The following is a 19,887-nucleotide window of genomic DNA, read 5'->3' as shown; positions in this document are numbered from 1 at the left end:
GGGCTAGCGGAAGGAGCGGACCAGCGTGGTGTCGGGGGAGCGCGGGTCCTGGCTGTTGTTGAAGGTGTTGTCGGGGCCGCAGCCGCGGTTGACGCAGCCGGGGCCGCCAGCGGCCGGGGCGTTCTCGTTGGTGATGAGCGCCTGCACGATGGAGCGCGTGGGGCGCCCCTCGGTGTTCAGCACCTCGCCCACGGCCATGAGCCACACCTGGCCATTGGTGTCGGTGTTGGGGTTGGTGTCGTCCAGGTCGTCCCGGACGAAGACGCGGTAGCGCACGTTGTCCTGCGTGGGGTACTCGACGTACGGGGTGCCGCTCTCGCTGGAGAGCTCGGCGGCCGTCAGGCTCTCCTGCACCAGGCGCAGGTAGTTCCAGCCGTCCGGCTCGGCGCCGGGCAGGACCTCGAACCAGGGGGGATTCGCGCCCGCCAGGCCCGGCTCGTTGACGGCGGCGCCCAGGGTGGTGAGCACGTTGCCGTAGGTCTGCCGGTCCCCGAGCCGCAGGCGCATGGCCTCGCGCCCCTCGGCCATTCCGGCCTCGGCCGCGAAGAAGGCCTCCTTGCGCCGCCGGCTGTCGCCCTGCGTCCCCGCCTCACGGCTCACCACGCCGTAGCTGAGCAGCACCGCCATCGTCATCAGCGTCACGACGCCCATCGCGACCAGGAGCGTGAAGCCTCCGGACTTCCTTCGACGGCTGCTGGGACGAACCACCATCGCGCGACTCCTCAGGCGCCCTCCTGGGGGGAGGAGGGACGTGGCGCGTACTGAGCAAGAGGTGTGCCGGAGGTAGAAAATTTCAACATCGCGGAATTCCGGAGGGTGGGTCCGTTCGGCAGGTGACGAAAAGTGTTTTGTGACTTCGCAAAAATTGCGTAGCACTGGACGTGCGGGGCGGAAGCGCAGAGTGGCGGGAGGCCGTTGGGGTTGCAACGTGCGGGCAACGGAGCCCCTGGGTCCCTGGGTCCGTGGATGCGAAGTGAAGGCTTCGCTACCCGGCGTTTTCCAGCTCTCGCAGCTTGTCCACCAGCGCCTGCATGCGCTGCTGGTGGGTGCCGGCCCAGAAGACGCGCCTGCAGTCCTGGCACTGCTGGAACCGGGAGTGCCGCTCCGCCACGCGCTCGGGGATGCGGTCCTGGACCTCGTGCGGCTCGGACGAGGTCAGCGGGCCGTTGCACGCCAGGCACCGGGAGAAGGGCCGCATGCGGGAGGTGAGCCCGAAGCGGCGCACCACCTCCACCAGCTGGTGCGCCGGGTCCGTGGAGCGGGGGAAGTAGCCCCTCGCCACCTCGCCGCGCTTGAGCACGCCGATGTCCCGGGAGAGCAGGATGCGGTCCTCGTCATGGGACACGCGCGCCAGCTCGTCGTCCGCGTAGTCGTTGCGCCACAGCGAGTCGAAGCCGAGCATCCGCAGGAAGCCCACCAGCCGTCCCAGGCCCACATCCAGCACGAAGCGGGGGACCTCGGGCAGCGGCGGCCCCACCCGCACGAGGGGCTCCACGTCCAGCGAGTGGAAGGGCGGGTACGCCGCCACCCGCGAGCCCGGCGCCACCCGGTGCGCGAAGTCCACCGCCTCGCCGTCCACCAGCACCACGTCCACCTCCGGGTGCGGTGGCCCGAGCGACTCGATGAGGTCCTTCACCGACGGACTGCCCTGGGGCACGTGGGTGAGGTCCTGCCCGCGACGCTCCGGTGGCAGGAAGTCGTTCAGCGCCCCGTAGAAGCGCACCGTCACCGCCGGCTTCGGCTGTTGCATGGGCTCCCTGCCTCCCGTCCGGAGGGCTGTCCTACCCCATCCGCCGTGGCCCCAGACACGCCTGGAGAGTCTTCTCGCTGGGTAATCCGGACTTACCGTGGCTGTTACGCAGAATTCACCAGTGTAAACGTGTAGCCGAGCGGTAAGTCACAAGACTGTCACTTCGTCAGCTCCTATACTTCCGCCGCTCCCCCGCGTTTTGACGCGCCGTTCCATCCCCTCGGAAGTACGACATCGGGTCTGCGCACATGAAGAAGACGTTCACCTCCCTCCTGTGTGCGGCATTGTCGCTCACGACCCTGGCTCTGGCGTGTGGCGACGAAGGAACGCCGCAGGTCCCGCTACCGCTGGAGGACGGCGGGGTGCTGTGGAGGGACTGCGACGCCGCGGGCCAGTGTGCCGAGGGGGAGACCTGTCTCTTCGTCGAGCTGGAGCAGTCCCCCCGGTTCATCTGCGTGCCGGAGTGTGATCCGGGCAGTCGGTGTGGCGCTGCCGGGTCGGCGTGCTGCGCGGGCTCCGGAGATGGCGGCGCCGCGGGGTACTGCCTGCCGGCCGAGGTCTGCGAGAAGCTCGACGCGGGGACGGACGCGGGCACGGAGGATGCCGGGCGCGTGGATGCCGGATTCGTTGAGCCGGTCGACGCGGGCGGCACGGATGCGGGGTCGGACGCTGGCACCGACGCGGGCACTGTCATCGATGCGGGGACCGACGCGGGCACCGTCATCGATGCCGGCACGGACGCCGGGACTGTCGTCGATGCTGGCACTGACGCGGGCACCGTCATCGATGCTGGCACGGACGCTGGGACTGTCGTCGATGCGGGCACGGATGCGGGCACCGTCGTCACGGACGCGGGCACGGACGCCGGCACCATCATCGATGCGGGCACGGACGCGGGCACCGTCATGGACGCGGGCACGGATGCCGGCACCGTCACGGATGCCGGGACGGACGCGGGCACCGGCTACACGGACATCCGCATCATGGCGGCCAACATCACCAGCGGGAACGGCCAGGACTACGACCTGGGCCACGGCATCCGGCTGATGCAGGGCGTGAAGCCCGACGTCATCCTCATCCAGGAGTTCAACTACCTCTCCAACACGGACACGGACTTCCGCTCGATGGTCAATCAGATTGGCACGGGCTTCCATTACTACCGCGAGAGCGGGGCGCAGATCCCCAACGGCATCATCAGCCGCTGGCCCATCATCGCCTCCGGCGAGTGGACCGACCCCGAGGTGGGCAACCGGGACTTCGCCTGGGCGCGCATCGACATCCCCGGCCCGCGTGACCTCTGGGCGGTGAGCGTGCACTTCCTCACGTCCAGCGGAGGCGACCGCAACGCCGAGGCCACGAGCCTCGTGGGCCGAATCAGGGACAACATCCCCGCGGGCGACTACCTGACCATCGGCGGCGACTTCAACACGGACACTCGCAGCGAGAGCTGCATCTCCACCCTCGGCGGTGTGGTGACGACGTACGGCCCGCACCCGGTGGACAAGAACGGCAAGGACGGCACCAACGCCGGCCGCACCAAGCCCTATGACCACGTCCTGGTGGACGCGGACCTGCGCCAGTACCAGCAGGCCACCGTCATCCGGGGCGCCACCAGCTCCAGCACCTTCGCCAACGGGCTGGTGCTCGACAGCCGCGTCTACACGCCCATCTCGGAGATTGCTCCGGCGACCGCGAGTGACAGCGCCGCCCCCAGCATGCAGCACATGGGCGTCATCAAGGACTTCCGCGTCCCCAACTTCTGAGGACCGCACGTGCAGGGCGCGGCGGCCCGCCTCACGGTGCCGCCGCCGCCCGCCTCAGAAGCTCCACTTGTCCTTGTTCTTCTCGATGAAGCGCGCCACGGGAGGAATCCGGGCCACCAGCGGCGTGAGCACGAACACCGCCGCCCAGCGCACGGGCTTCACCACCTGAGACGCCGCGTAGGCCGCTGCCCACGAGCCGGCCTGCGCGCCCGCGCTCTCCGGTTGGAATCCGAACTGGATGGCCGCGTAGAAGCCCACCAGCACCAGGCCGAAGATGGCCAGGTTCATCACCGCCGCCAGCGGTCCGTACTCGAGCATCAGGTTCTTGATGCGAGCGGCCAGCGTGGGCTTCTCGGGCTTGGCTCCCGCTTCCGCGGGTGGGGGAGTGTCGGAGACTGAAGGATTCACGTCCGGCTCAACAGGCGCCATGGGCGAACCATGCCCGAAATGGCCGCATCCCGGGAGACAGAGCGGGCGGGCTGGCTGACGGCGGGCGGGCTCTCCGGGTTGTCAGGGCTCGGCGGGGCGGGTTAGAGGATGGGAACGCATCATGAAAGCCTCCCTCCGCCTCCTCGTCCTCGTGGCCGTCACCGTGCTCGCTGTCGATCAGGTGACCAAATACCTGGCCGTGTCCCGGCTCACCAATGCGCTGGACGGCCGTGAAGGGCTGTCGCGGGTGACGGGCTTCGTGTCCGAGCAGAACCTCGACAACAACCCGCCGGATGAGGAGGGGCGGCGCCGCGTGTCCCGGCCGCACCGCTTCATCGAGGACTACTGGCACTTCCGCTACGTGGAGAATCCGGGCGCGGCCTGGGGCCTGTTCGGCAACCTGCCGGAGGGCGTGCGGCGCATCTTCTTCCACGTGGTGAGCCTGGCGGCGCTGGCCTTCATCTTCCTCATGTACCGGCGCACGGAGCTGGACCAGAAGCTGGTGCGGCTGGCGCTGGCGCTGATTTCGGGCGGCGCGCTGGGCAACTTCGTGGACCGGCTGCTGCGCGGCTACGTCATCGACTTCATCGACTGGCACTGGCGCAACCAGCCCGGCATGCGGTGGCCGACGTTCAACGTGGCGGACGCCGCCATCTGCGTGGGCGTGGCCTTCATGCTGCTGGACTCGCTGCGGGTGCGCCGTCCGGCGGCCGTCGCGGCGCCCCTGACGGAGAGCCCCAATCCGTGACGGGTGGGGGCCTGCTGGTGTAAGCCCCTGTCGTGCCGCGCAAATACGTCATCCTCCTCGCCGTCACCTTCGGCGTCATCGTCCTGGACCAGTGGACGAAGTACCTCGTCGTCCGCGAGCTCACCGCCCAGATGCAGGGCAAGGAGAGCCTCGGGGAGCGCCTGGGGGCGATGTTCTCCGCCCCGCCGCCGCAGGGCTTTGACGGCCTGCACTACCGGCCGCGCCGCCACATCGAGGTGTCGGAGAACTTCTTCCGCCTGCGCTACGCGGAGAACCCGGGCGCGGCGTGGGGCCTGTTCCGCAACCTGTCGCCGGGGACGCGCGCGCCGCTCTTCCACGTGGTGAGCCTGGGCGCGGTGCTCCTCATCACCTACTACTTCCGGAAGCTGTCCGGCTCGGACCCCGAGGAGAAGTGGGCGCTGTGGGGCCTGCCGCTGGTGCTGGGCGGCGCGCTGGGCAACTACATCGACCGGCTGGCCCGGGGCTTCGTCATCGACTTCCTCGAGGCCCACTGGTTCGACAAGGCCGCGTGGCCCTCCTTCAACATCGCCGACGCGGCCATCTGCGTCGGCGTGGGCATGCTCCTGGTGGACGCCTTCGTCCGCAAGGAGAAGCCCGACTCCGCGCCCTCCAAGGCCGGCGCCGCGTCCAAGCCGTAGCGCGGAAAGTCCCCTCCATTCTCCTGCCCGGGGAGCAGCCGGGCGGGCGCTGGAGCGCTCCCACGCATTGTCCCGCCAGCGCAGGAGGGTAGCCTGCGCGCGGCACCGCCCCTTTTATCAGGTCCTCCATGCTCCCCGTCCTCTTCCGCCTCACCTTCACCAGTCTCTGGGCGCAGCTCCTGCTGTACGCGGTCGCCGCGGGCGTCGTGGGCTACATCGCCTTCAACGGGTGGCGTGGCGCGGTGGGCGAGCTGAACGTGAAGACGGGCGTGCGGGCCGAGCCCACCACCACGGACAAGCTGCTGCGCGCACTGGCCTTCGGTGGCGTCGGCGCGGTGCTGGCCTGGTACGGCCTGAAGTACGCGCTGCCGCCCGGCGCCTTCCCGGGCGCGAAGGGCGAGGGCATCCCCCTGCACACCTACGGCGTGCTGCTGGCCGCCGGCTTCATCACCGCGGCGTCGGTGGTGGGACGGCTGGCCCAGGACGAGTGGCGCAAGGTGGAGCTGGTGAATGGCCAGTGGGTGGACGTGGAGGGCCCGAAGAAGCGCGAGCAGGTCATGGACATGACCTTCTGGCTGCTGGTGGGCGGCATCGGCGGCAGCCGGCTGCTCTTCGTGCTGGTGAACTGGAAGGACTACGCGCGCGACTGGACGCAGGTCTTCTCGCTGGGCGGCGGCCTCGTGTTCTACGGAGGCCTCATCGGCGCGGCGGTGGCGGCCTATGTCTTCGCGCGCGCCCACGGCATGGACTTCCTGCGGCTGGCGGACGTGTGCATCCCCACCGTGTCGCTGGGCCAGTGCCTGGGCCGCCTGGGCTGCTTCAGCGCGGGCTGCTGCTGGGGGGACGTGGCGCCCGCCCATGCGTCCACCGCGGTGCACTTCCCCGGGGCGGGCACGGCTCAGGACTTGTTCGGCCGGCTGGGCAACACCTCCAGCCTGGCGTTCTCCTCGCAGGCGGAGGACACCCGCTACGTGGTGGAGGCCACCGGCGAAATCCTCCACCAGGCCGGGCCCGGCGCGGTGCGCATCTCCGACTGGGTGGTCCAGCAGGGCCACACCCTGGGCGTCTATCCCACCCAGCTCTTCGAGTCCGTGGGCCAGCTGGTGCTCTTCGTGGGGCTGCTGTACGCCCGGCGCTTCCGCCGGTTCCACGGGCAGATTTTCGCCCTCTGGCTGATGGCCTACGCGGTGCTTCGCAGCACGGTGGAATTGTTCCGTGGAGATGTGGAGCGCGGCACGCTGCATGGCCTGCTGCAGTCGCTGGGGGCCCGGGGGCTGGCGGAGTCGGTGCCGCTGGAGGCCTGGTACAACATGTCCACCAGCCAGTTCATCTCGCTGTGCATGTTCACCTTCGGCGCGGTGCTGCTGTACCAGAAGGGCCGCCGCCGGGAGACCGAGGAAGCGGGCGGCCTCGGTCCGACACCTTCTGCGGCGTGAGGTTGATCCGCGAACCCCTCTTGGGGACACTCTGAGGAGTCATGCCGCCTCCCGACGCCCGACAGTCCTCCGTCTCGAAGAGCTCCTCCAGCCAGAAGAGCTTCTCTGGAAAGAGTCCGGTGGACACCAGCTCCAGTGAGCACGTCCTCCAGGAGTGCGAGGCGCTGGAGGGGGAGCTGGCCTCCCTGCGCAACGCCTTCGAGCAGTACTTCCTGGGCAACGAGCGCCACGCGCCCACGCTGGCCCACGCGGACTTCAAGAAGCGCATCCTCAAGCTGAAGACGGCCTTCATCCGCAGCACCGCCGCGAAGTTCCGCGTGGCGAGCGTCCACAACAAGTACCTCACGTACGAGCGGCTGTGGACGCGCACGCTGCAGGAGATTGAGGCCGGCACGTACAAGCGGGACCTCTTCAAGGCCCGCCGCCGCGCGGAGAGCCGCAAGGCGCCCGCGTCCGGCAAGGACGCCCAGAAGGGCGTGGTGGAGCTGCCGGAGGACATCTCCGACATGGAGTTCGAGGAGGTGGAGGAGATTCTCCGCCCCCGTCCCGCCAACGAGCCGCAGGTGGCGCCCGCCGCCGTCGCGGGGGCCACGCCCTTCCGGGGCACGCCCACCGTGGCGCCCGTGTCCGGGGTGCCGGCGGTGGCGCCCGGCATCGCGCCGCTGACGCCTCCCATCCCCTCGGCCACGCCCTTCCGGGGCACGCCCACCGTGGCGCCCGTGTCCGGCATCCCCTCGGTGGCGCCCCTGGCGGGCACGCCTCCCAGGGGGATGCCCACGGTGACGCCGGCCCTGGCGGGCACGCCTCCGCGCGGCGCTCCCGCGTCGGTGCCTCCGGGCATGGCGGCGGCCCGGCCCGCCACCACGCCTCCGCCCGGCGCCGCGGCCCGGCCCGTCACCACGCCACCCGGTGCCGCGGCGGCCCGGCCCGTCAGCACGCCGCCCGGTGCGGCCGCGCCCCGGCCTCCGGTGGCGAGCGGCTCCGGCGGCATGTCCGACGACAAGCTGCGCGCCGTCTACGACGCGTACGTCACCGCGAAGCGCCGCTGCGCGGAGGACACCTCCAAGCTGTCCTTCGAGTCGGTGGCGGCCACGCTGCGCAAGCAGGTGCCGGAGCTGCTCAAGCAGCACAACGCCAAGGCCGTCGAGTTCAAGGTGGTCATCAAAGACGGCAAGGCCTCGCTCAAGGCCGTGCCGAAGTAGGCGCCCCGCGATGAACCAGGACATCGATTCGCTCAAGGCCCGGGTCAGCCGCCTGTCGGTGATGATTTTCGACATCGACGGCACGCTCACCGACGGCCGCATCTTCTGGGTGCCCAACTCCGGGTGGACGCAGATGTACAGCGTGCGCGACGGCATGGGCATCAAGCGCCTGCAGGAGGTCGGCATCGAGGTGGCCGCCATCTCCGGCGGCGACAGCCTGTCCGCGCAGATGCGGATGCAGTCGCTGGGCCTCAAGCACGTGCACTTCGGCAGCCAGGACAAGGTGGCGCACTTCGAGAAGCTGCTCGCGCTGCTGAACGTGTCCGCGGACCGGTGTGGCTACATGGGCGACGAGGTGGTGGACCTGCCGCTGCTCAAGGCCGTGGGCTTCTCCGCCGCCCCGCCCGAGTCCCCCGACGAGGTGCGCTCCCAGGTGCACTACGTCGCACAGAAGCCCGCGGGCTTCGGCGCCGCCCGCGAGGTTTGTGAGTTCATCCTCCGCCATCGTCAAACAACCTGAGAATCGGTTGTTGAGAATCGTTTGCTCCTGAAAAAGTGACGGCCCGGGGTGCTTGTTCGGGTTGTCGCTCCAGGGGGGGCTCCCTAGTTTGGGTCTCGCGCAAGCGGCCGGCTGACGGCGCGAGACACATGGGAGGCGACGTGGGGATTCGGCGGATGTGGCTCGGGCTGGCAGTGGCGGCGGTGGGGCTGTCCCTGGGAACGGGTTGCATGTCCTCCCAGTCGCCGGAGGACGAGGCCCGGCTGGCCGCGCTGGAGGCCGAGGCGGAGGAGCTGGACACGGTGCTCGACTCCGTCGAGGAGCGGCTCCTGGGCAACCAGGCCATGCTCCAGACGTGGCAGGAGATGGGGCGCCGGCACCAGGACGTGACGCAGCTGCACTGTCAGACGGCGGACGCCCACCTCGTGGCGCTGATGAAGCACTACGAGAAGCAGGACGAGAAGGCGCGCTCGATGAAGCGCCGCCGCAATGGCGTCGCCGCCGTGGACACGGTGCTCACGTCCGGCCAGGGCGGCCCCGTCCATCGCAACAACTGAGTGGCTAAAGGCTCATCCGCTCGCGGAAGCGCTGGGACTGCCGGCGCGACATCTCCACCTCGCGGCCCCCGCGCAGGCGCACCACCAGCGTGCCGCTCGGGCCGGGCTCCATCGCCTCGATGAAGTCCAGGTTGACGAGGTGCTGGCGGCTGGCGCGGAAGAAGCGCGCGGAGTCCAGCCGCTCCTCCAGGTAGTTGAGCGAGCGCGGCAGCAGGGGTTGATGGCCCTCCAGCTCCAGCCGCGCGTAGTTCCCCTCGGAGGTGATGAGCGGTACCTGCGACAGCTGCACCAGCCAGCAGCGCTCGCCGTCCCGCACGAACACCCGCTCCAGCGGTGTGCCCGGGGGCTGCGCGGGCGTGGAGGCCGGAGCCCCCTGTCCCCGCACGCGCACGCGCTCCAGGGCCTCGGCGAGGCGCGGCGCCTCAATCGGCTTGAGGAGGTAGTCGAGCGCGTTGACGCTGAAGGCGCGCACGGCGTGCTCGTCGTACGCGGTGGTGAACACGACGTCCGGCGGCTCCTCCAGGCGCTCCAGCACGTCGAAGCCCGTCCCGCCCGGCATCTGGATGTCGAGCAGCAACAGGTCCGGGGACAGCGCCTCCACCTGGCGGCACGTCTCGTCCACGTGGGTGGCCTCGCCCACGACTTCCACGTCGGGGAAGGCGGCCAGCAGCCGGCGCAGCTCGGCGCGGGCCAGTCGCTCGTCATCTGCGATGAGGACTCTCATGAGGGCAGGGGGATGCGGACGCGCGCGGTGGTCCGCGCGGCCTGGGTCTGGTCCAGCTGCAGGGACGCGCCCGCGCCGCACAACAGGCGCAGCCGCTCGCTCGCGTTGTGGAGCCCCACGCCGCTGCCTTCGGGGCGCGTGGCGTGGGGCAGGGGCGCGGCGGTGTTGGCGACCTCGAGCAGGAGCGTGCCGCCGTGCACCCGCGCGGAGACGGCGACCTCACCGCCCTCGGGGGTGAGCCCCACGCCGTGCTTGATGGCGTTCTCCACCAGCGTCTGCACCAGCATGGCTGGCACGGGCACGCAGAGGGCGGCGGGCTCCACGTCCTCGCGCACGCGCAGCCGCTCCTCCAGGCGCACGCCTTCGAGGCCCAGGTAGTCGCGCACCACCTGCAGCTCGCGCTCCAGGGGCACCGTCTCCGGTTCCCGGGCGGCGAGCGCGTAGCGCAGCAGCGAGGACAGGCGCGTGACGACCTCCTGCGCGCGGGCGGGGTCCTCGGAGATGAGGGCGCGCACGCTGTTGAGGCAGTTGAAGAGGAAGTGCGGCTGGAGCTGTGCCTTGAGGAAGCGCAGCTCTGCGGCCTGGACCGCCGCCTCCAGCTTCCAGCGCTCCAGCTCCGCGTGGCGCGCGTGCTCCACGGCGTGGACGACGAAGTAGATGAGCAGCCACAGCAGCATCATCAGCGACCAGACGAAGGCGCTCATCACGAAGCCGAGCACCCTCGCCTGCTCGAGCGTGTACACGCGCGCCACGTACACGCCCACCAGGAAGGCCGGCACGCACTGCACCACCCCGAGCATCACGGCCGTGGCCAGCACGCGCACGCTCAGGGTGGGCAGGGGCAGCCGCGCCCAGTCGCGGAGGGACAGCTGCGCGCGCGCCACGTGGGTGAGGGCCAGGGCGGACAGGGACACGAGCACCCACCCGAGCGGAGTCGACCAGGCCTTCCATGCCAGCACGGTGTTGAGGCCGGCGTAGAGACCCCAGCCACCGAGCTGGCAGGCCGCGTACACCCAGGCGCGCGAAGACTTCATGGCAGATGGCTCCAGCAAGAGGGGGAGTCCATCACACCCGTCAGCGGGGCTCCACCCGGGCGACGGACGCGTGGGTGCCGAGGAAGCCGTCGAGCTCCCGGTAGAAGCCCTCCGGGTCGTCCCACATGATGAAGTGCCGGGCGGTGTCATTCATGGTGACGCGGGCCTTGGGGAGCGCCGCGTACTGGCCCTTGTAGACGGCCTCCACGGCCTCCTTGGGGACGCGGCCCTTCATGGCCACCCAGGAGCCGAGCACGAGGGTGGGCGCGGCGATGCGCGCCAGCTCGGGGCGCAGGTCGGTGGTCATCAGCTCGTAGACGGCCAGGCTCACCGTCTCGGGGTCGGAGTCCGCGCCCCACCGGGCCGCGACGTCCACCCGGGACTCATCCGAGATGTAGCTGCGAAGCACCATGCGGGACTGGAGGTTGCGCTGCTCCACCGTCTGCATGCGCATGAGCGTGCGCACCTCCTCCGCGCGGGTGCGGATGCTGTCGGGCGTGGCGCCCGGGTCCATGGCGGCGGGGAGGAAGGGGAGGCTGTCCACCACCACCACGCCGCCCACGAGCTCCGGCGCGTCCGCGGCCACCGCGAGCGCCAGCACGCCGCCCAGGCTATGGCCGACGAGGATGGGCTTCTCCAGGCCATGCGCTCGGAGGTAGTCCGCCACGGCGCGGCGCTGGGTGGCGAGGAAGGGCGCGGGGACCGCGGGCTGGCCCGCGAAGCCGGCCAGCGTCAGGACGTGGCAGTCGTACTGGCCGCGCAGGTGCTCCACCGTCTCGCGCCACACCTCGCCTGAGGAGGCGAGGCCGGGGATGAACACCAGCGGGCGCCCCTTGCCGGAGCGCTCCACGCGGAAGGCGGCCGGGGCGGCGGCGGTGGCGGTGGCGGTGTCAGCCGCGCCGGAGGAGGTGGCGCAGCCAGCGAGGAGGGTAAGGACGACCAGCGAGGCGAGGAGGGGTGTGCGAGTCATGGACGGCTCCCGGTAGAGGGGTACGGGGAGGACGGTACGCACCGGGAGCGCGGGCTCCGTGGATACTCCATGAGCGGTCCATGGTCGGGATGGGTGGCGCGCGGGTGGGGTGGCTGGCGTGGGCCTCCGGGCTTCGGGCAGGCTTCGCGGGAAGTCGCCCATCCCGAGGGAAGTGCCGATGTCCACGCCGCAGCCGTCCGAGCCTCCCTCGCCCGAGGTGCCTGTGGAGGGAGAGTCCTTCGCCGCCCACCTCGCGCGGCGGCTGGAGGCCGAGCAGGGCTTCACGCCGGGGACGTTTCCCGAGGCCGCCGAGCTGCTCGAAGCGTCGGACGCGGTGCTCACGTACTCGGACGGGATGTCGGCCGTCATCGTGTGCCTGGTGGACCGCGAGCGCGACGGGGCACGGCGCTTCGGGCTGGACGTGGCGGCGCTGGAGCGCATCGGCAAGGCGTGCCTGAAGTACACGGGCTCGGTGACCGGGACGAAGCTGCCGCTGGGGCTTCAGGTCCTCGAGGTGGGCCGGGCGCCCGCCACGGAGGAGGACCGCAAGCGGCTGGAGTCGCTGCGCCTGGGTGTGTTCCACAAGGTGCACCTGCACGCGATGCACGTGGACGTGGCCACGGGCGAGGTGTGGGCCAATACGTGGCGACGCGCGAAGGTGTCGGCCCGTTACGTGCGGCGGGTGCTGTCGGAGCCGCGAGTCATCCGGGAGGAGGAGCCGCTGGTGGAGCCCCCGGAGCGCAAGCCGGTGCTCACGTCCCTGCTGCTGGCGGCGGTGGCGCTGGGCTTCGCGGCGGAGCACGTCTTCGCCGTGGGCGAGGGCGGAGCCGGCCCGCTCGCGCCGGGCGTGCGGACGCTGGTGGCGATGGGCGGGGTGAACTCGGGGCTGGTGTTGGAGGCGGGGCAGTGGTGGCGCCTGCTGATGGCGCCGCTGCTGCACGGCGACGTGTTCCACCTGGTGCTCAACGGGTTCTTGCTGTGGTTCGTGATGGCGACGGTGGAGGGGATGGTGGGGCGCGCGTGGACGGGGCTGCTGCTCCTGGTGGGGGCGCTGGGCGGTGGGGCGCTGTCGATGCTCATCAACGCCGACACGGTGGTGTCGGTGGGGGCGTCGGGGGTACTGATGGGGTTGCTGGGCGCGCTGCTGGCGCTGAGCCGGCGGGTGCCTCCGGGGCCGGAGCGGACGCAGCTGCAGATGCTGTCGGTGCAGCTGCTGGTGCCCTCGCTGATTCCGATTGGGATGTCCCGCACGGGCGCGGAGATCGACTTCGCGGCGCACCTGGGTGGAGCACTGGCTGGCGGCGCGGTGGGCCTGCTGCTCGCGCGCGTGTGGCCCCGGAGTGAAGCGATTCCGCCCGCGACGCGGCCGGTGGGGGCGGTGAGCGTGCTGTCGGCGGTGGCGTTGATTGTGAGCGTGGGGTTCGCGCACGACTCCTGGCAGGACTCCAGGCTGCAACTGGAGCTGATTCCCAACGAGGCCCTGCCGAAGACCCATGAGGATGGGATGAAGCAGGTGCAGGAGCTGATGGAGCGCTACCCGCGTGACCCTCGGACGCACTTGTTCCAGGCCATGGTGATGATGGACGCGCAGGACCTGCCGGGAGCGGAGCGCGAGCTGCGCACCGCGCTGTCGGAGCAGCGCATCCTGGAGCACTTCTTCGAGGGCACGGAGCTTCCGCTCGTCCTACACACGGAGCTGGGGCGCGTGCTGGTGGAGCAGGAGCGCACGGAGGAGGCGCGAACCCTGGTGGCGCCCTACTGCGCGGCGGGGGAGGGCGGGAAGGTGCCGCCGGGGCTCGCCGAGCTGGGGCTCTGTGGGACGGTGCCGTGAGCTGAGCGGAAGCTCGGGGCCGCGTTCATGAATCGCCCTGGCGCATGAGCCTCTTGCGCATGTAGCCGTCGAAGGCGACGACCATGCGGTGGAAGAGGCTGGGCGACAGGCGCCGGAAGCGCCAGCCCCAGCGGGCATCGGCCATGGGGAGCACGTAGAGGGCGCCACGGTCCACGGCGTCGAGGAGCCTGTTCGCGACGACGTCCGGACCCACGCGAGCGGTGGAGACCATCCGCGTTCCGAGCGTGCGCAGCGTCTCGTCCGAGTAGCGCCCGCTGGTGGCGATGTTGGTGCGGAAGAAGGTGGGGCAGGCGACGGTGACGCCGATGCCGGAGGCACGCACCTCGGCGGCGAGCGTCTCGGAGAGCGCCACCACTGCGGCCTTGGACGCGTTGTAGGGCGCCAGGTCCGGCGCATACAGCAGCCCCGCGGCCGAGGCGATGTTGAGGACATGGCCGGAGCCCTGCCTGCGCAGGCGCGGCACGAAGGCATGGCAGCCGTGGATGACGCCCCACAGGTTGACGTCCAGCACGTGCTTCCAGTCCGCGAGCGGCAGCTCTCCCACGCGCCCGGCGCTCAGCACCCCGGCGTTGTTGATGAGCAGGTCCACGCCGCCGAAGGCGCGCTCGGCGGCAACGGCCAGGGCCTCCACCTGCTCGGCGTTGGAGACGTCGCACACGTGGACGTGGGCCTCGCCTCCCGCGGCGGTGACGAGGCGTGCCGTCTCCCCGGCGGAAGTGGCGTCGAGGTCGGAGACGAGCACGCGGGCCTGCCTGCGCGCGAGTGCTTCACAGAGCGCACGGCCGAGGCCGCTGCCTGCACCGGTGACGACGGCCCGGGGACGTGGGGGGAGGCTCATGGGCGTGGTTTCCGCAGCTCCTCGCGGACCTCCATCAGGATGCGGCCCAGCATGTTCCTTCCGCTGCCGTCGCCGCCATCGCCCCAGTAGTCATCCTGGTCCGTGTGTTCGATGAGCTTCGCGTCCCCGGTGTAGAGCAGGAGCCGGGCCAGGTCCTCGTGCTGGGTGAACTTGGCACGCACGGCCTCGCGCATGACGGAGACCTTGGAGGACTCCCAGTCCCGGCGCAGCTTGCGCTTGCGGTCTCTCCCCATGCGCGCGGCGAGCATGGGCGTCCGGGCCTGGCGCACCTCCTCCTGGTCGTCGGCGTCCTCGAACTTCAGGGCCTGGAAGTAGTGCTCGCTCGTGGGCCAGGTCTTGCCTCGGAGCTTGATGGGGTAGGGGGCGAAGTTCGAGCACCAGCCGTAGTCGTCGGTGACGCTGTAGAACTGGATGACTTCGGACATGGAGTCTCCTCGCGCGTCATCGCGAGACGGGATGACGGCACAGGACGAGACCGACGTCATCCTGGAGTCCTCCTGACGTCAGCCTCGGGAGGGACGCCAGGGCCCGAGCAGAGGCCGTGACGTCGGGCCCCGAGGCCGCCGCTCGGATGCGGGAGGCGTCCGCGTACTTGAACAGGCCATCCGTGCCCGCGAGCACGGTGCCTCCGGTCCACGGCGCCTCGAAGAAGACCGGAGTGGCCTCGCCTCGCCCCAGGAGCGGCTTGCGGCGCTGGTGCTCGGTGAGGGCGGAGTGCCGGTCGCCATGAATGAGCCACAGCTCGGAGTCCCCGACACTGGCGCCGATGATGCGACTGTCGGTGATGCAGGCGACGACGGCGGTGGTCTCTCCTCCGTTGTCGGTGGAGGCGAGCAGGCGGTCGCACTGCTCCAGCACGTGGCTCCACGTCTCGGGCCGCATCAGCTCCGAGCGCTCAGCAGTGGCAGCCTGGACCTCGCGGACCACGGTCGCTGCGGTCTCGACTCCGCGCCGCGAGTTCCCCGCGCCATCCGCCACCACGAGCACCACCGCGTCACCGACAGGCAGCACGGCCACATGGTCCGCGCTCGTGCCCGCCTGGGCCTCCACCAGTTGCGCTGTCTCGAAGCGGCTCATTCGGTCCTCCCGCCCTGAATCAGAGGTTGCGCAGGACGCGGTCGGCTCGTCGGTTTGACGTCAGCGGGTGGCAGGGGTCCAGAAAAGGGCTGTCCACGCCGAGCGCATCGGCGAGGTCCGAAAAGAGCGAGCGGGCAAGTTGGGTGTGCGCCTCGACGGAGAGGACTCGGGACCAGTCCAGGTCGCGCAAGGCGCGCATGCCACCCTCGGCCTCTCGATACGACTTCTCGTCCGCGCCCTCCGGGTCGATGAGGTACTGGAGGTAGCGCTTCGGGTGTTTCGCCCGGTCAGCCTTTGCCCAATGCTTCGAGTCAGTCGGTGCCGCGAGGAACTCAGCTTCCTCGGTGAGGAAGTCCTCGAGGTCATGAGTCTGGGCATCGACAGTGGAGGGACGCTTCGCCCCTGCGCGCGTCAGGGCCGCTGGCTCACCGAAGAAGTACGCCTCCAGCATGGGGCACAGCAGGTGGAAGGAGCAGTGCTCGCGGACGCGCTCGGCGGCCTGCTCACGCCTTCGTGCGCTGGACCACGCGAACGTGTCCAGATGCCGCTTCACCGCATTTCGGAGCGTCGAGGTCACGACCTCGATCTGGTTCAGGTTCACCAGTTCAACGTCATCGACGGCGATGACCAGGTCCGGTGGCACGCCATCCCGCCCCGGGTCGGTCATGGCCACCATGGCCTTGGCGAGCCTGTCGACGACCGGCTCTGGACCGCCAGGACGGGGCGGTGGCGCCGGGGTCAGCTGCACGCGCGTGCTGGTGAAGGAGTGGCGATGCTCCGGCGTGATGAACGTCGCGTCCGGGAAGTAGCGCTTGAGCGATGCCCCCAGCGCGAGCTGTTCGCACCGGCCCGTGGTGATGAGGACGACCTGTTTCATCAGCTCTGTTGCGGCTCCACGGGAGAGCCGAACTCCAGGTGCGCGTAGAGATCACCTAGCGAGAAGTGCGACAGGTACTCGGGGTCACGGACCTTGGGCAGTTGCACGGGGTTGGACGCCTGGCCCTTCTCCATGACGAAGACCTGTTCGGGGCACTCGCGGAACTGGTCGAGCACCACGGGGGAGTGAGTCGCGAGGAGTACCGTGCTGTTCGTCGTGGCCGCCCAGGTCCGGAACGCTTCGACGAGGTGCTTGATGGCGAAGGGATGGAGCGAGTTCTCCACCTCGTCGATGGCGACGATGCCGTCAGTGGGCACCGAGGCCGCCGCGCAGAGGTGCAGGAGCGCGATGAGCAGGCCGTTGGGTGCGAACGTAATCGGGTAGCTTGTGTCGGGCCTTGGTGTGACCACTCTCGCCGTCACCGTCGTTCCCGCGGTTTCGAAATCGAAGTCGGCGAAGACATCCGGGAAGAGCTTCCGGAGGTTGTCCAGGACGAAGTCGTAACGTGCCCGGTCCGCGCGCGCATCCCGCCAGTTGCGCAGGAGCGAGAACACGTTGCGTCCGTGCAGGTCGAGTGTCTTGTCGGAGGTGATGGTCGAGCCGCTCTCGCGCAGGTGGGCGAGGTGATACTCCGAATAGCAGCGGTAGGACTGAACCAGTGAACGAAGCCTGGCGGTATCATCGGAAAGCTGGTGGGAATCAGCTGCGATACGCAGAAGGCTGCGTTCGTCCGCCGGAAAGTCGGCATCTCCGAATCGGACCCGGTTACGCGCACGTAATCCCGAAGTGCGGCCCGCCTGCTGAAGGGCTTCCCAATGATGATCCAGGTTCTTGAATGAACCGCTATCCAGGTTGACGGCCCATCGCGAACCGCCTACCTCAATCGTGAAGCCGACTTCCTCGTCTTTGCCGGCGTCAAAGTGCCTGAGGTTCGTGGCTCCTCCTCGCTGGTTGATTGCTCGTGCCAGACCCAGCTCGAAGGTGTGCCGCAGCAATTGGAGCGCATCCAACAGCGTGCTTTTACCCGCGCCATTAGGGCCAACGAGCACGCACAGACCCTGCGGACTCCACTTCGCATTGCGGAGGGCTCGGTAGTTTTCGACGTGGAGCGTAAATGGCATCCAGGCGACCTCGGTTCCTGACCGGCCATGCCTACCATGGTTGCTGACCCGAAAGCGGACTGGGAGGCTGTCCCAGGTGCCACCGGGTTCTTCATGACACACCCGTCTTACCCGTTTACGGCCTCCAGGATCACAGGCTACACGCCGGGTTCTGTAGCAGGCAGGCGGGCACTGCGTTCCGTGACGGCGCGGACGAATCCGGCTAGAACCGCCGCCGTGAGACGCGACGCGTATGCAGCGGTCGCCGCCATCGCGGCTGGGCTCCTCGGGTGCAATGACCTGGAGGTCTGTGGCTCCACGTCCAAGACCATCACCCGTGACAGCGGCGAGGTCTATCGCTGCGTCACCTCCGAGGACTGCCCGCGCACCTCGCGCGTGAATGTGTGCGTCACCGACGTGTCCCCCATTGCCGAGTGCGTCAGCTGCGAGAACTCGGAGTGCGTCACCGTGACGCCGGAGAAGTGCTGATGAGGCCCTTGCGGCTCGCGCTTGCCGTGCTGGCCCTCGCGGGCGCCGGCTGCCGCGACAAGCCCGTGGACCACCTCCAGCGCGCCCGCGACGCCACCTTCGAGAAGCGTCCCGACGAGGCCCTCGTCGAGTACCGCAAGGCCTTCGATGCCCTGCGCATGGACAGCTCGACCGAGGCGAGCGTCCTGCGCGCCCGCGCCCTCAAGGGCGCCGCCGACGTCTACTGGCTGGAGCAGCGCAAGGTGAAGGAGGCCGTGGGCGTCTACCGCGAGCTCATCCAGCAGTGCCCCGACTCCCCGGAGGCGCTCGACGCCCGCATCATCCTCGCGGAGCTGCTGCGCGTGCACTACCGCGACCTTCGCGGCGCCATCGACCAGCTCACCGCCGCCCTCAAGCTCAACCCGCCCCAGGGCGCGGAGCTCCACTACCAGGTCGCCAAGCTCTACTTCGAGCTGGGGGACTATCAGCAGTGCGAGCTGGAGACGCGCCGCCTCATCGAGCGCTTCCCCACCAGCGCCTTCGTAGATGACTCGCTCTTCCTCCAGGCCCAGGCCGTCGGGATGATGGAGGGCCGGCGCCAGGAGGCCTCGCGCACCTTCGCGGACCTGCGCACCCGCTTCCCGGACTCCGAGCTGTCCCCGCACGCCCTCTTCGAGATGGGCAAGCTGCGCGCCGACGCCGGGGACAACGAGAAGGCGATTGAGACCTGGGTGGAGACGCTGAAGACGCACCCTGACCCCACGCTGGTGCAGGACTACATCGCCCGCGCCCGCAAGCGCATCGCCAACACCACCGCCGGCGGCGTGGGCCAGCGCGAGGTGGCCTTCGACCGGGCCCGCCCGGCCCGCAGCTCGCTGGAGGCCGTGGGCGGCAGGCCCGAAGAGGCCGCCACCGAGCACGACTGAGCGGCTACGCCGGCACGTCCAGCACCGCCTCCATCAGCGGTGCCGCCACCGCCGGGTCGTCCGCGTCCGCCACCAGCAGCAGGTGCACGCGCCCGCGCTCCACCCGCGCGTCCACGCCCTCCAGCTTCACCTTCGCGTCCACCGCGTCGAGGAACAGCGGCGAGCCGTCCGGCGCCAGCACCCCCACCGCCGAGCCAGTCACCGCCCCGTCGGCGTACGCGTCGCGGGTGTCCTCGGCCGCCGCGGTGAACACCAGCCGCCCGTCCGGCAGCGGCGACGCGTCCGTGAAGGACAGGCGCACCCCACCGGCGCGGCCCAGCTCCCACCGCCGCGTGGTGCGCACCGTGTCCGGGCCCAGCGTCCCCGTCTCCAGCCCGCGCTGCACGCGCTCGCCGTCCAGGTCCACCAGCGCGTCCACGCCCACGTCCCCGTTGCCCCGGTTGAGCAGCCGCAGCCGCCCGCCCACCAGCGCCGCGCCCTCGATGTTGAGCGGCCCCAGCTCGCGCGCCAGCTGCGCGTACAGCGCCGTGCAGTCCACCGGCCGCGCGTCCCCGGCCAGCGCGCCGTCCGCGCCCAGCGGCAGCACCGCGCCCCGCCGCCGCGCCTCCGTGGAGCCCGACGGCAGCGCCAGCAGCACCCCGTGCGGCGCGCCCGCCTGCGGCCCCAGGAGGCAGAGCACCTCCAGGTCCGGCTTCACCGCCTTGCGCGCCTTCGCCTCGTCCGGCAGCGCGCCCTCGAACAGGCGCACGCTGCGCCCCGGCACGTCGCCCGTCGCGGGGAAGATGGCCAGGTGCAGCGCGTCGTCCGCGACGATGTAGAGCCACGCGCCCACCCGCACCAGCCCGCTGGCCGCGGACACGTGCGCGAGGCGGCCGGGCGCTTCCGGAGCCTCCAGGGTGAGGGTGCGCCGCAAGGTGGTGCGAATCATGGCCGTGCCTCCAGCGGGCGGGCCCGCGA

The 19,887-nt window shown here is 70.3% G+C and carries 22 protein-coding genes; 10 read left to right on the top strand and 12 right to left on the bottom strand.

Going from position 1 to position 19,887, the window contains the following annotated elements:
- Window positions 1-3: 3 nt before the first annotated feature.
- Together LXT23_RS04220 and LXT23_RS04215 are read right to left on the bottom strand one after the other, a co-directional pair.
- Window positions 4-711: a type II secretion system protein gene (locus tag LXT23_RS04220; protein WP_253978759.1), complete on the bottom strand. Its 708-nt coding sequence runs from the start codon at window positions 709-711 to the stop codon at window positions 4-6.
- A gap of 274 nt (window positions 712-985) precedes the next feature.
- A complete protein-coding gene (locus LXT23_RS04215) occupies window positions 986-1,750 on the bottom strand; it encodes a Mut7-C ubiquitin/RNAse domain-containing protein (protein ID WP_253978758.1) in 765 nt (254 codons plus the stop codon).
- 248 nt (window positions 1,751-1,998) lie between these two features.
- Here LXT23_RS04215 and LXT23_RS04210 point away from each other — a divergent pair, with 248 nt between their 5' ends.
- Window positions 1,999-3,513, top strand: coding sequence for an endonuclease/exonuclease/phosphatase family protein (locus LXT23_RS04210; protein ID WP_253978757.1), 1,515 nt, complete (start codon window positions 1,999-2,001; stop codon window positions 3,511-3,513).
- Window positions 3,514-3,567: 54 nt separating this feature from the next.
- Here the strand turns inward: LXT23_RS04210 and LXT23_RS04205 are convergent, their stop codons facing one another.
- Window positions 3,568-3,921: a hypothetical protein gene (locus LXT23_RS04205; protein ID WP_253978756.1), complete on the bottom strand. Its 354-nt coding sequence runs from the start codon at window positions 3,919-3,921 to the stop codon at window positions 3,568-3,570.
- 142 nt (window positions 3,922-4,063) lie between these two features.
- Between LXT23_RS04205 and lspA (LXT23_RS04200) the strand changes: the two genes are divergently transcribed.
- The 6 genes from lspA (LXT23_RS04200) to LXT23_RS04175 all read left to right on the top strand — a co-directional run bounded on the left by lspA (LXT23_RS04200) (window position 4,064) and on the right by LXT23_RS04175 (window position 9,043).
- Window positions 4,064-4,690, top strand: a complete 627-nt coding sequence (lspA, locus tag LXT23_RS04200; RefSeq protein WP_253978755.1) for a signal peptidase II — start codon at window positions 4,064-4,066, stop codon at window positions 4,688-4,690.
- Between the two features lie 32 nt (window positions 4,691-4,722).
- Window positions 4,723-5,349, top strand: coding sequence for a signal peptidase II (gene lspA, locus LXT23_RS04195; RefSeq protein ID WP_253978754.1), 627 nt, complete (start codon window positions 4,723-4,725; stop codon window positions 5,347-5,349).
- Window positions 5,350-5,477: 128 nt separating this feature from the next.
- Window positions 5,478-6,785 carry a prolipoprotein diacylglyceryl transferase gene (locus LXT23_RS04190; protein ID WP_253978753.1) on the top strand — a complete coding sequence of 436 codons (1,308 nt, stop codon included), beginning with the start codon at window positions 5,478-5,480 and terminating at the stop codon, window positions 6,783-6,785.
- Between the two features lie 41 nt (window positions 6,786-6,826).
- Window positions 6,827-7,987, top strand: coding sequence for an MXAN_5187 C-terminal domain-containing protein (locus LXT23_RS04185; protein ID WP_253978752.1), 1,161 nt, complete (start codon window positions 6,827-6,829; stop codon window positions 7,985-7,987).
- 10 nt (window positions 7,988-7,997) lie between these two features.
- Window positions 7,998-8,507 carry a KdsC family phosphatase gene (locus LXT23_RS04180; RefSeq protein WP_253978751.1) on the top strand — a complete coding sequence of 170 codons (510 nt, stop codon included), beginning with the start codon at window positions 7,998-8,000 and terminating at the stop codon, window positions 8,505-8,507.
- 209 nt (window positions 8,508-8,716) lie between these two features.
- The gene (locus LXT23_RS04175; RefSeq protein ID WP_253978750.1) at window positions 8,717-9,043 is read left to right on the top strand and encodes a hypothetical protein; all 327 of its coding nucleotides are present in this window, start codon (window positions 8,717-8,719) and stop codon (window positions 9,041-9,043) included.
- A gap of 4 nt (window positions 9,044-9,047) precedes the next feature.
- Here LXT23_RS04175 and LXT23_RS04170 read toward each other — a convergent pair whose 3' ends face one another.
- The 3 genes from LXT23_RS04170 to LXT23_RS04160 are packed head-to-tail and all read right to left on the bottom strand — an operon-like array spanning window position 9,048 to window position 11,771.
- A complete protein-coding gene (locus LXT23_RS04170) occupies window positions 9,048-9,767 on the bottom strand; it encodes a LytR/AlgR family response regulator transcription factor (protein WP_253978749.1) in 720 nt (239 codons plus the stop codon).
- Window positions 9,764-10,801: a sensor histidine kinase gene (locus LXT23_RS04165; protein ID WP_253978748.1), complete on the bottom strand. Its 1,038-nt coding sequence runs from the start codon at window positions 10,799-10,801 to the stop codon at window positions 9,764-9,766. Before LXT23_RS04165 ends, LXT23_RS04170 begins: the two co-directional genes overlap by 4 nt.
- 40 nt (window positions 10,802-10,841) lie before the next feature.
- The gene (locus tag LXT23_RS04160) at window positions 10,842-11,771 is read right to left on the bottom strand and encodes an alpha/beta fold hydrolase (protein ID WP_253978747.1); all 930 of its coding nucleotides are present in this window, start codon (window positions 11,769-11,771) and stop codon (window positions 10,842-10,844) included.
- 178 nt (window positions 11,772-11,949) lie between these two features.
- Between LXT23_RS04160 and LXT23_RS04155 the strand changes: the two genes are divergently transcribed.
- Complete coding sequence (locus tag LXT23_RS04155) at window positions 11,950-13,602, top strand: rhomboid family intramembrane serine protease (RefSeq protein WP_253978746.1); 1,653 nt, start codon at window positions 11,950-11,952, stop codon at window positions 13,600-13,602.
- 25 nt (window positions 13,603-13,627) lie between these two features.
- Here LXT23_RS04155 and LXT23_RS04150 read toward each other — a convergent pair whose 3' ends face one another.
- From LXT23_RS04150 to LXT23_RS04130, 5 genes are read right to left on the bottom strand one after another with little or no spacing between them, the layout of a single operon-like run.
- The gene (locus LXT23_RS04150; protein ID WP_253978745.1) at window positions 13,628-14,461 is read right to left on the bottom strand and encodes an SDR family NAD(P)-dependent oxidoreductase; all 834 of its coding nucleotides are present in this window, start codon (window positions 14,459-14,461) and stop codon (window positions 13,628-13,630) included.
- A complete protein-coding gene (locus tag LXT23_RS04145) occupies window positions 14,458-14,907 on the bottom strand; it encodes an NADAR family protein (protein WP_253978744.1) in 450 nt (149 codons plus the stop codon). Before LXT23_RS04145 ends, LXT23_RS04150 begins: the two co-directional genes overlap by 4 nt.
- Before the next feature lie 16 nt (window positions 14,908-14,923).
- Entirely contained in the window at window positions 14,924-15,559 is a 636-nt protein-coding gene (locus tag LXT23_RS04140) for a SpoIIE family protein phosphatase (RefSeq protein ID WP_253978743.1), read from the bottom strand.
- A 19-nt stretch (window positions 15,560-15,578) separates the two neighbouring features.
- A complete protein-coding gene (locus tag LXT23_RS04135; protein WP_253978742.1) occupies window positions 15,579-16,436 on the bottom strand; it encodes a hypothetical protein in 858 nt (285 codons plus the stop codon).
- Window positions 16,436-17,557 carry an AAA family ATPase gene (locus LXT23_RS04130; protein WP_253978741.1) on the bottom strand — a complete coding sequence of 374 codons (1,122 nt, stop codon included), beginning with the start codon at window positions 17,555-17,557 and terminating at the stop codon, window positions 16,436-16,438. The genes LXT23_RS04135 and LXT23_RS04130 overlap by 1 nt, the downstream gene beginning before the upstream one ends.
- A 216-nt stretch (window positions 17,558-17,773) precedes the next feature.
- On the opposite strand from LXT23_RS04130, the gene LXT23_RS04125 reads away from it, so the two are divergent.
- Window positions 17,774-18,025, top strand: coding sequence for a hypothetical protein (locus LXT23_RS04125; RefSeq protein WP_407692865.1), 252 nt, complete (start codon window positions 17,774-17,776; stop codon window positions 18,023-18,025).
- The gene (locus LXT23_RS04120; RefSeq protein ID WP_253978739.1) at window positions 18,025-18,930 is read left to right on the top strand and encodes a tetratricopeptide repeat protein; all 906 of its coding nucleotides are present in this window, start codon (window positions 18,025-18,027) and stop codon (window positions 18,928-18,930) included. Before LXT23_RS04125 ends, LXT23_RS04120 begins: the two co-directional genes overlap by 1 nt.
- Window positions 18,931-18,934: 4 nt before the next feature.
- Here the strand turns inward: LXT23_RS04120 and LXT23_RS04115 are convergent, their stop codons facing one another.
- Entirely contained in the window at window positions 18,935-19,858 is a 924-nt protein-coding gene (locus tag LXT23_RS04115; protein WP_253978738.1) for a DUF6929 family protein, read from the bottom strand.
- Window positions 19,859-19,887: the final 29 nt, after the last annotated feature.

This window comes from Pyxidicoccus xibeiensis, from assembly GCF_024198175.1.
In the GTDB taxonomy this organism is placed as follows: Bacteria; Myxococcota; Myxococcia; order Myxococcales; family Myxococcaceae; genus Myxococcus; species Myxococcus xibeiensis.
This window is presented reverse-complemented; position numbering and strand designations above follow the sequence as displayed.

What these genes read in the sequence shown, in the direction of transcription:
- LXT23_RS04220 (WP_253978759.1), bottom strand. Translation starts at nt 711, where the DNA reads ATGGTGGTTCGTCCCAGCAGCCGTCGAAGGAAGTCCGGAGGCTTCACG.
- LXT23_RS04215 (WP_253978758.1), bottom strand. Translation starts at nt 1,750, where the DNA reads ATGCAACAGCCGAAGCCGGCGGTGACGGTGCGCTTCTACGGGGCGCTG.
- LXT23_RS04210 (WP_253978757.1), top strand. Translation starts at nt 1,999, where the DNA reads ATGAAGAAGACGTTCACCTCCCTCCTGTGTGCGGCATTGTCGCTCACG.
- lspA (WP_253978755.1), top strand. Translation starts at nt 4,064, where the DNA reads ATGAAAGCCTCCCTCCGCCTCCTCGTCCTCGTGGCCGTCACCGTGCTC.
- LXT23_RS04190 (WP_253978753.1), top strand. Translation starts at nt 5,478, where the DNA reads ATGCTCCCCGTCCTCTTCCGCCTCACCTTCACCAGTCTCTGGGCGCAG.
- LXT23_RS04185 (WP_253978752.1), top strand. Translation starts at nt 6,827, where the DNA reads ATGCCGCCTCCCGACGCCCGACAGTCCTCCGTCTCGAAGAGCTCCTCC.
- LXT23_RS04180 (WP_253978751.1), top strand. Translation starts at nt 7,998, where the DNA reads ATGAACCAGGACATCGATTCGCTCAAGGCCCGGGTCAGCCGCCTGTCG.
- LXT23_RS04175 (WP_253978750.1), top strand. Translation starts at nt 8,717, where the DNA reads ATGTCCTCCCAGTCGCCGGAGGACGAGGCCCGGCTGGCCGCGCTGGAG.
- LXT23_RS04170 (WP_253978749.1), bottom strand. Translation starts at nt 9,767, where the DNA reads ATGAGAGTCCTCATCGCAGATGACGAGCGACTGGCCCGCGCCGAGCTG.
- LXT23_RS04165 (WP_253978748.1), bottom strand. Translation starts at nt 10,801, where the DNA reads ATGAAGTCTTCGCGCGCCTGGGTGTACGCGGCCTGCCAGCTCGGTGGC.
- LXT23_RS04160 (WP_253978747.1), bottom strand. Translation starts at nt 11,771, where the DNA reads ATGACTCGCACACCCCTCCTCGCCTCGCTGGTCGTCCTTACCCTCCTC.
- LXT23_RS04155 (WP_253978746.1), top strand. Translation starts at nt 11,950, where the DNA reads ATGTCCACGCCGCAGCCGTCCGAGCCTCCCTCGCCCGAGGTGCCTGTG.
- LXT23_RS04150 (WP_253978745.1), bottom strand. Translation starts at nt 14,461, where the DNA reads ATGAGCCTCCCCCCACGTCCCCGGGCCGTCGTCACCGGTGCAGGCAGC.
- LXT23_RS04145 (WP_253978744.1), bottom strand. Translation starts at nt 14,907, where the DNA reads ATGTCCGAAGTCATCCAGTTCTACAGCGTCACCGACGACTACGGCTGG.
- LXT23_RS04140 (WP_253978743.1), bottom strand. Translation starts at nt 15,559, where the DNA reads ATGAGCCGCTTCGAGACAGCGCAACTGGTGGAGGCCCAGGCGGGCACG.
- LXT23_RS04135 (WP_253978742.1), bottom strand. Translation starts at nt 16,436, where the DNA reads ATGAAACAGGTCGTCCTCATCACCACGGGCCGGTGCGAACAGCTCGCG.
- LXT23_RS04130 (WP_253978741.1), bottom strand. Translation starts at nt 17,557, where the DNA reads ATGCCATTTACGCTCCACGTCGAAAACTACCGAGCCCTCCGCAATGCG.
- LXT23_RS04120 (WP_253978739.1), top strand. Translation starts at nt 18,025, where the DNA reads ATGAGGCCCTTGCGGCTCGCGCTTGCCGTGCTGGCCCTCGCGGGCGCC.
- LXT23_RS04115 (WP_253978738.1), bottom strand. Translation starts at nt 19,858, where the DNA reads ATGATTCGCACCACCTTGCGGCGCACCCTCACCCTGGAGGCTCCGGAA.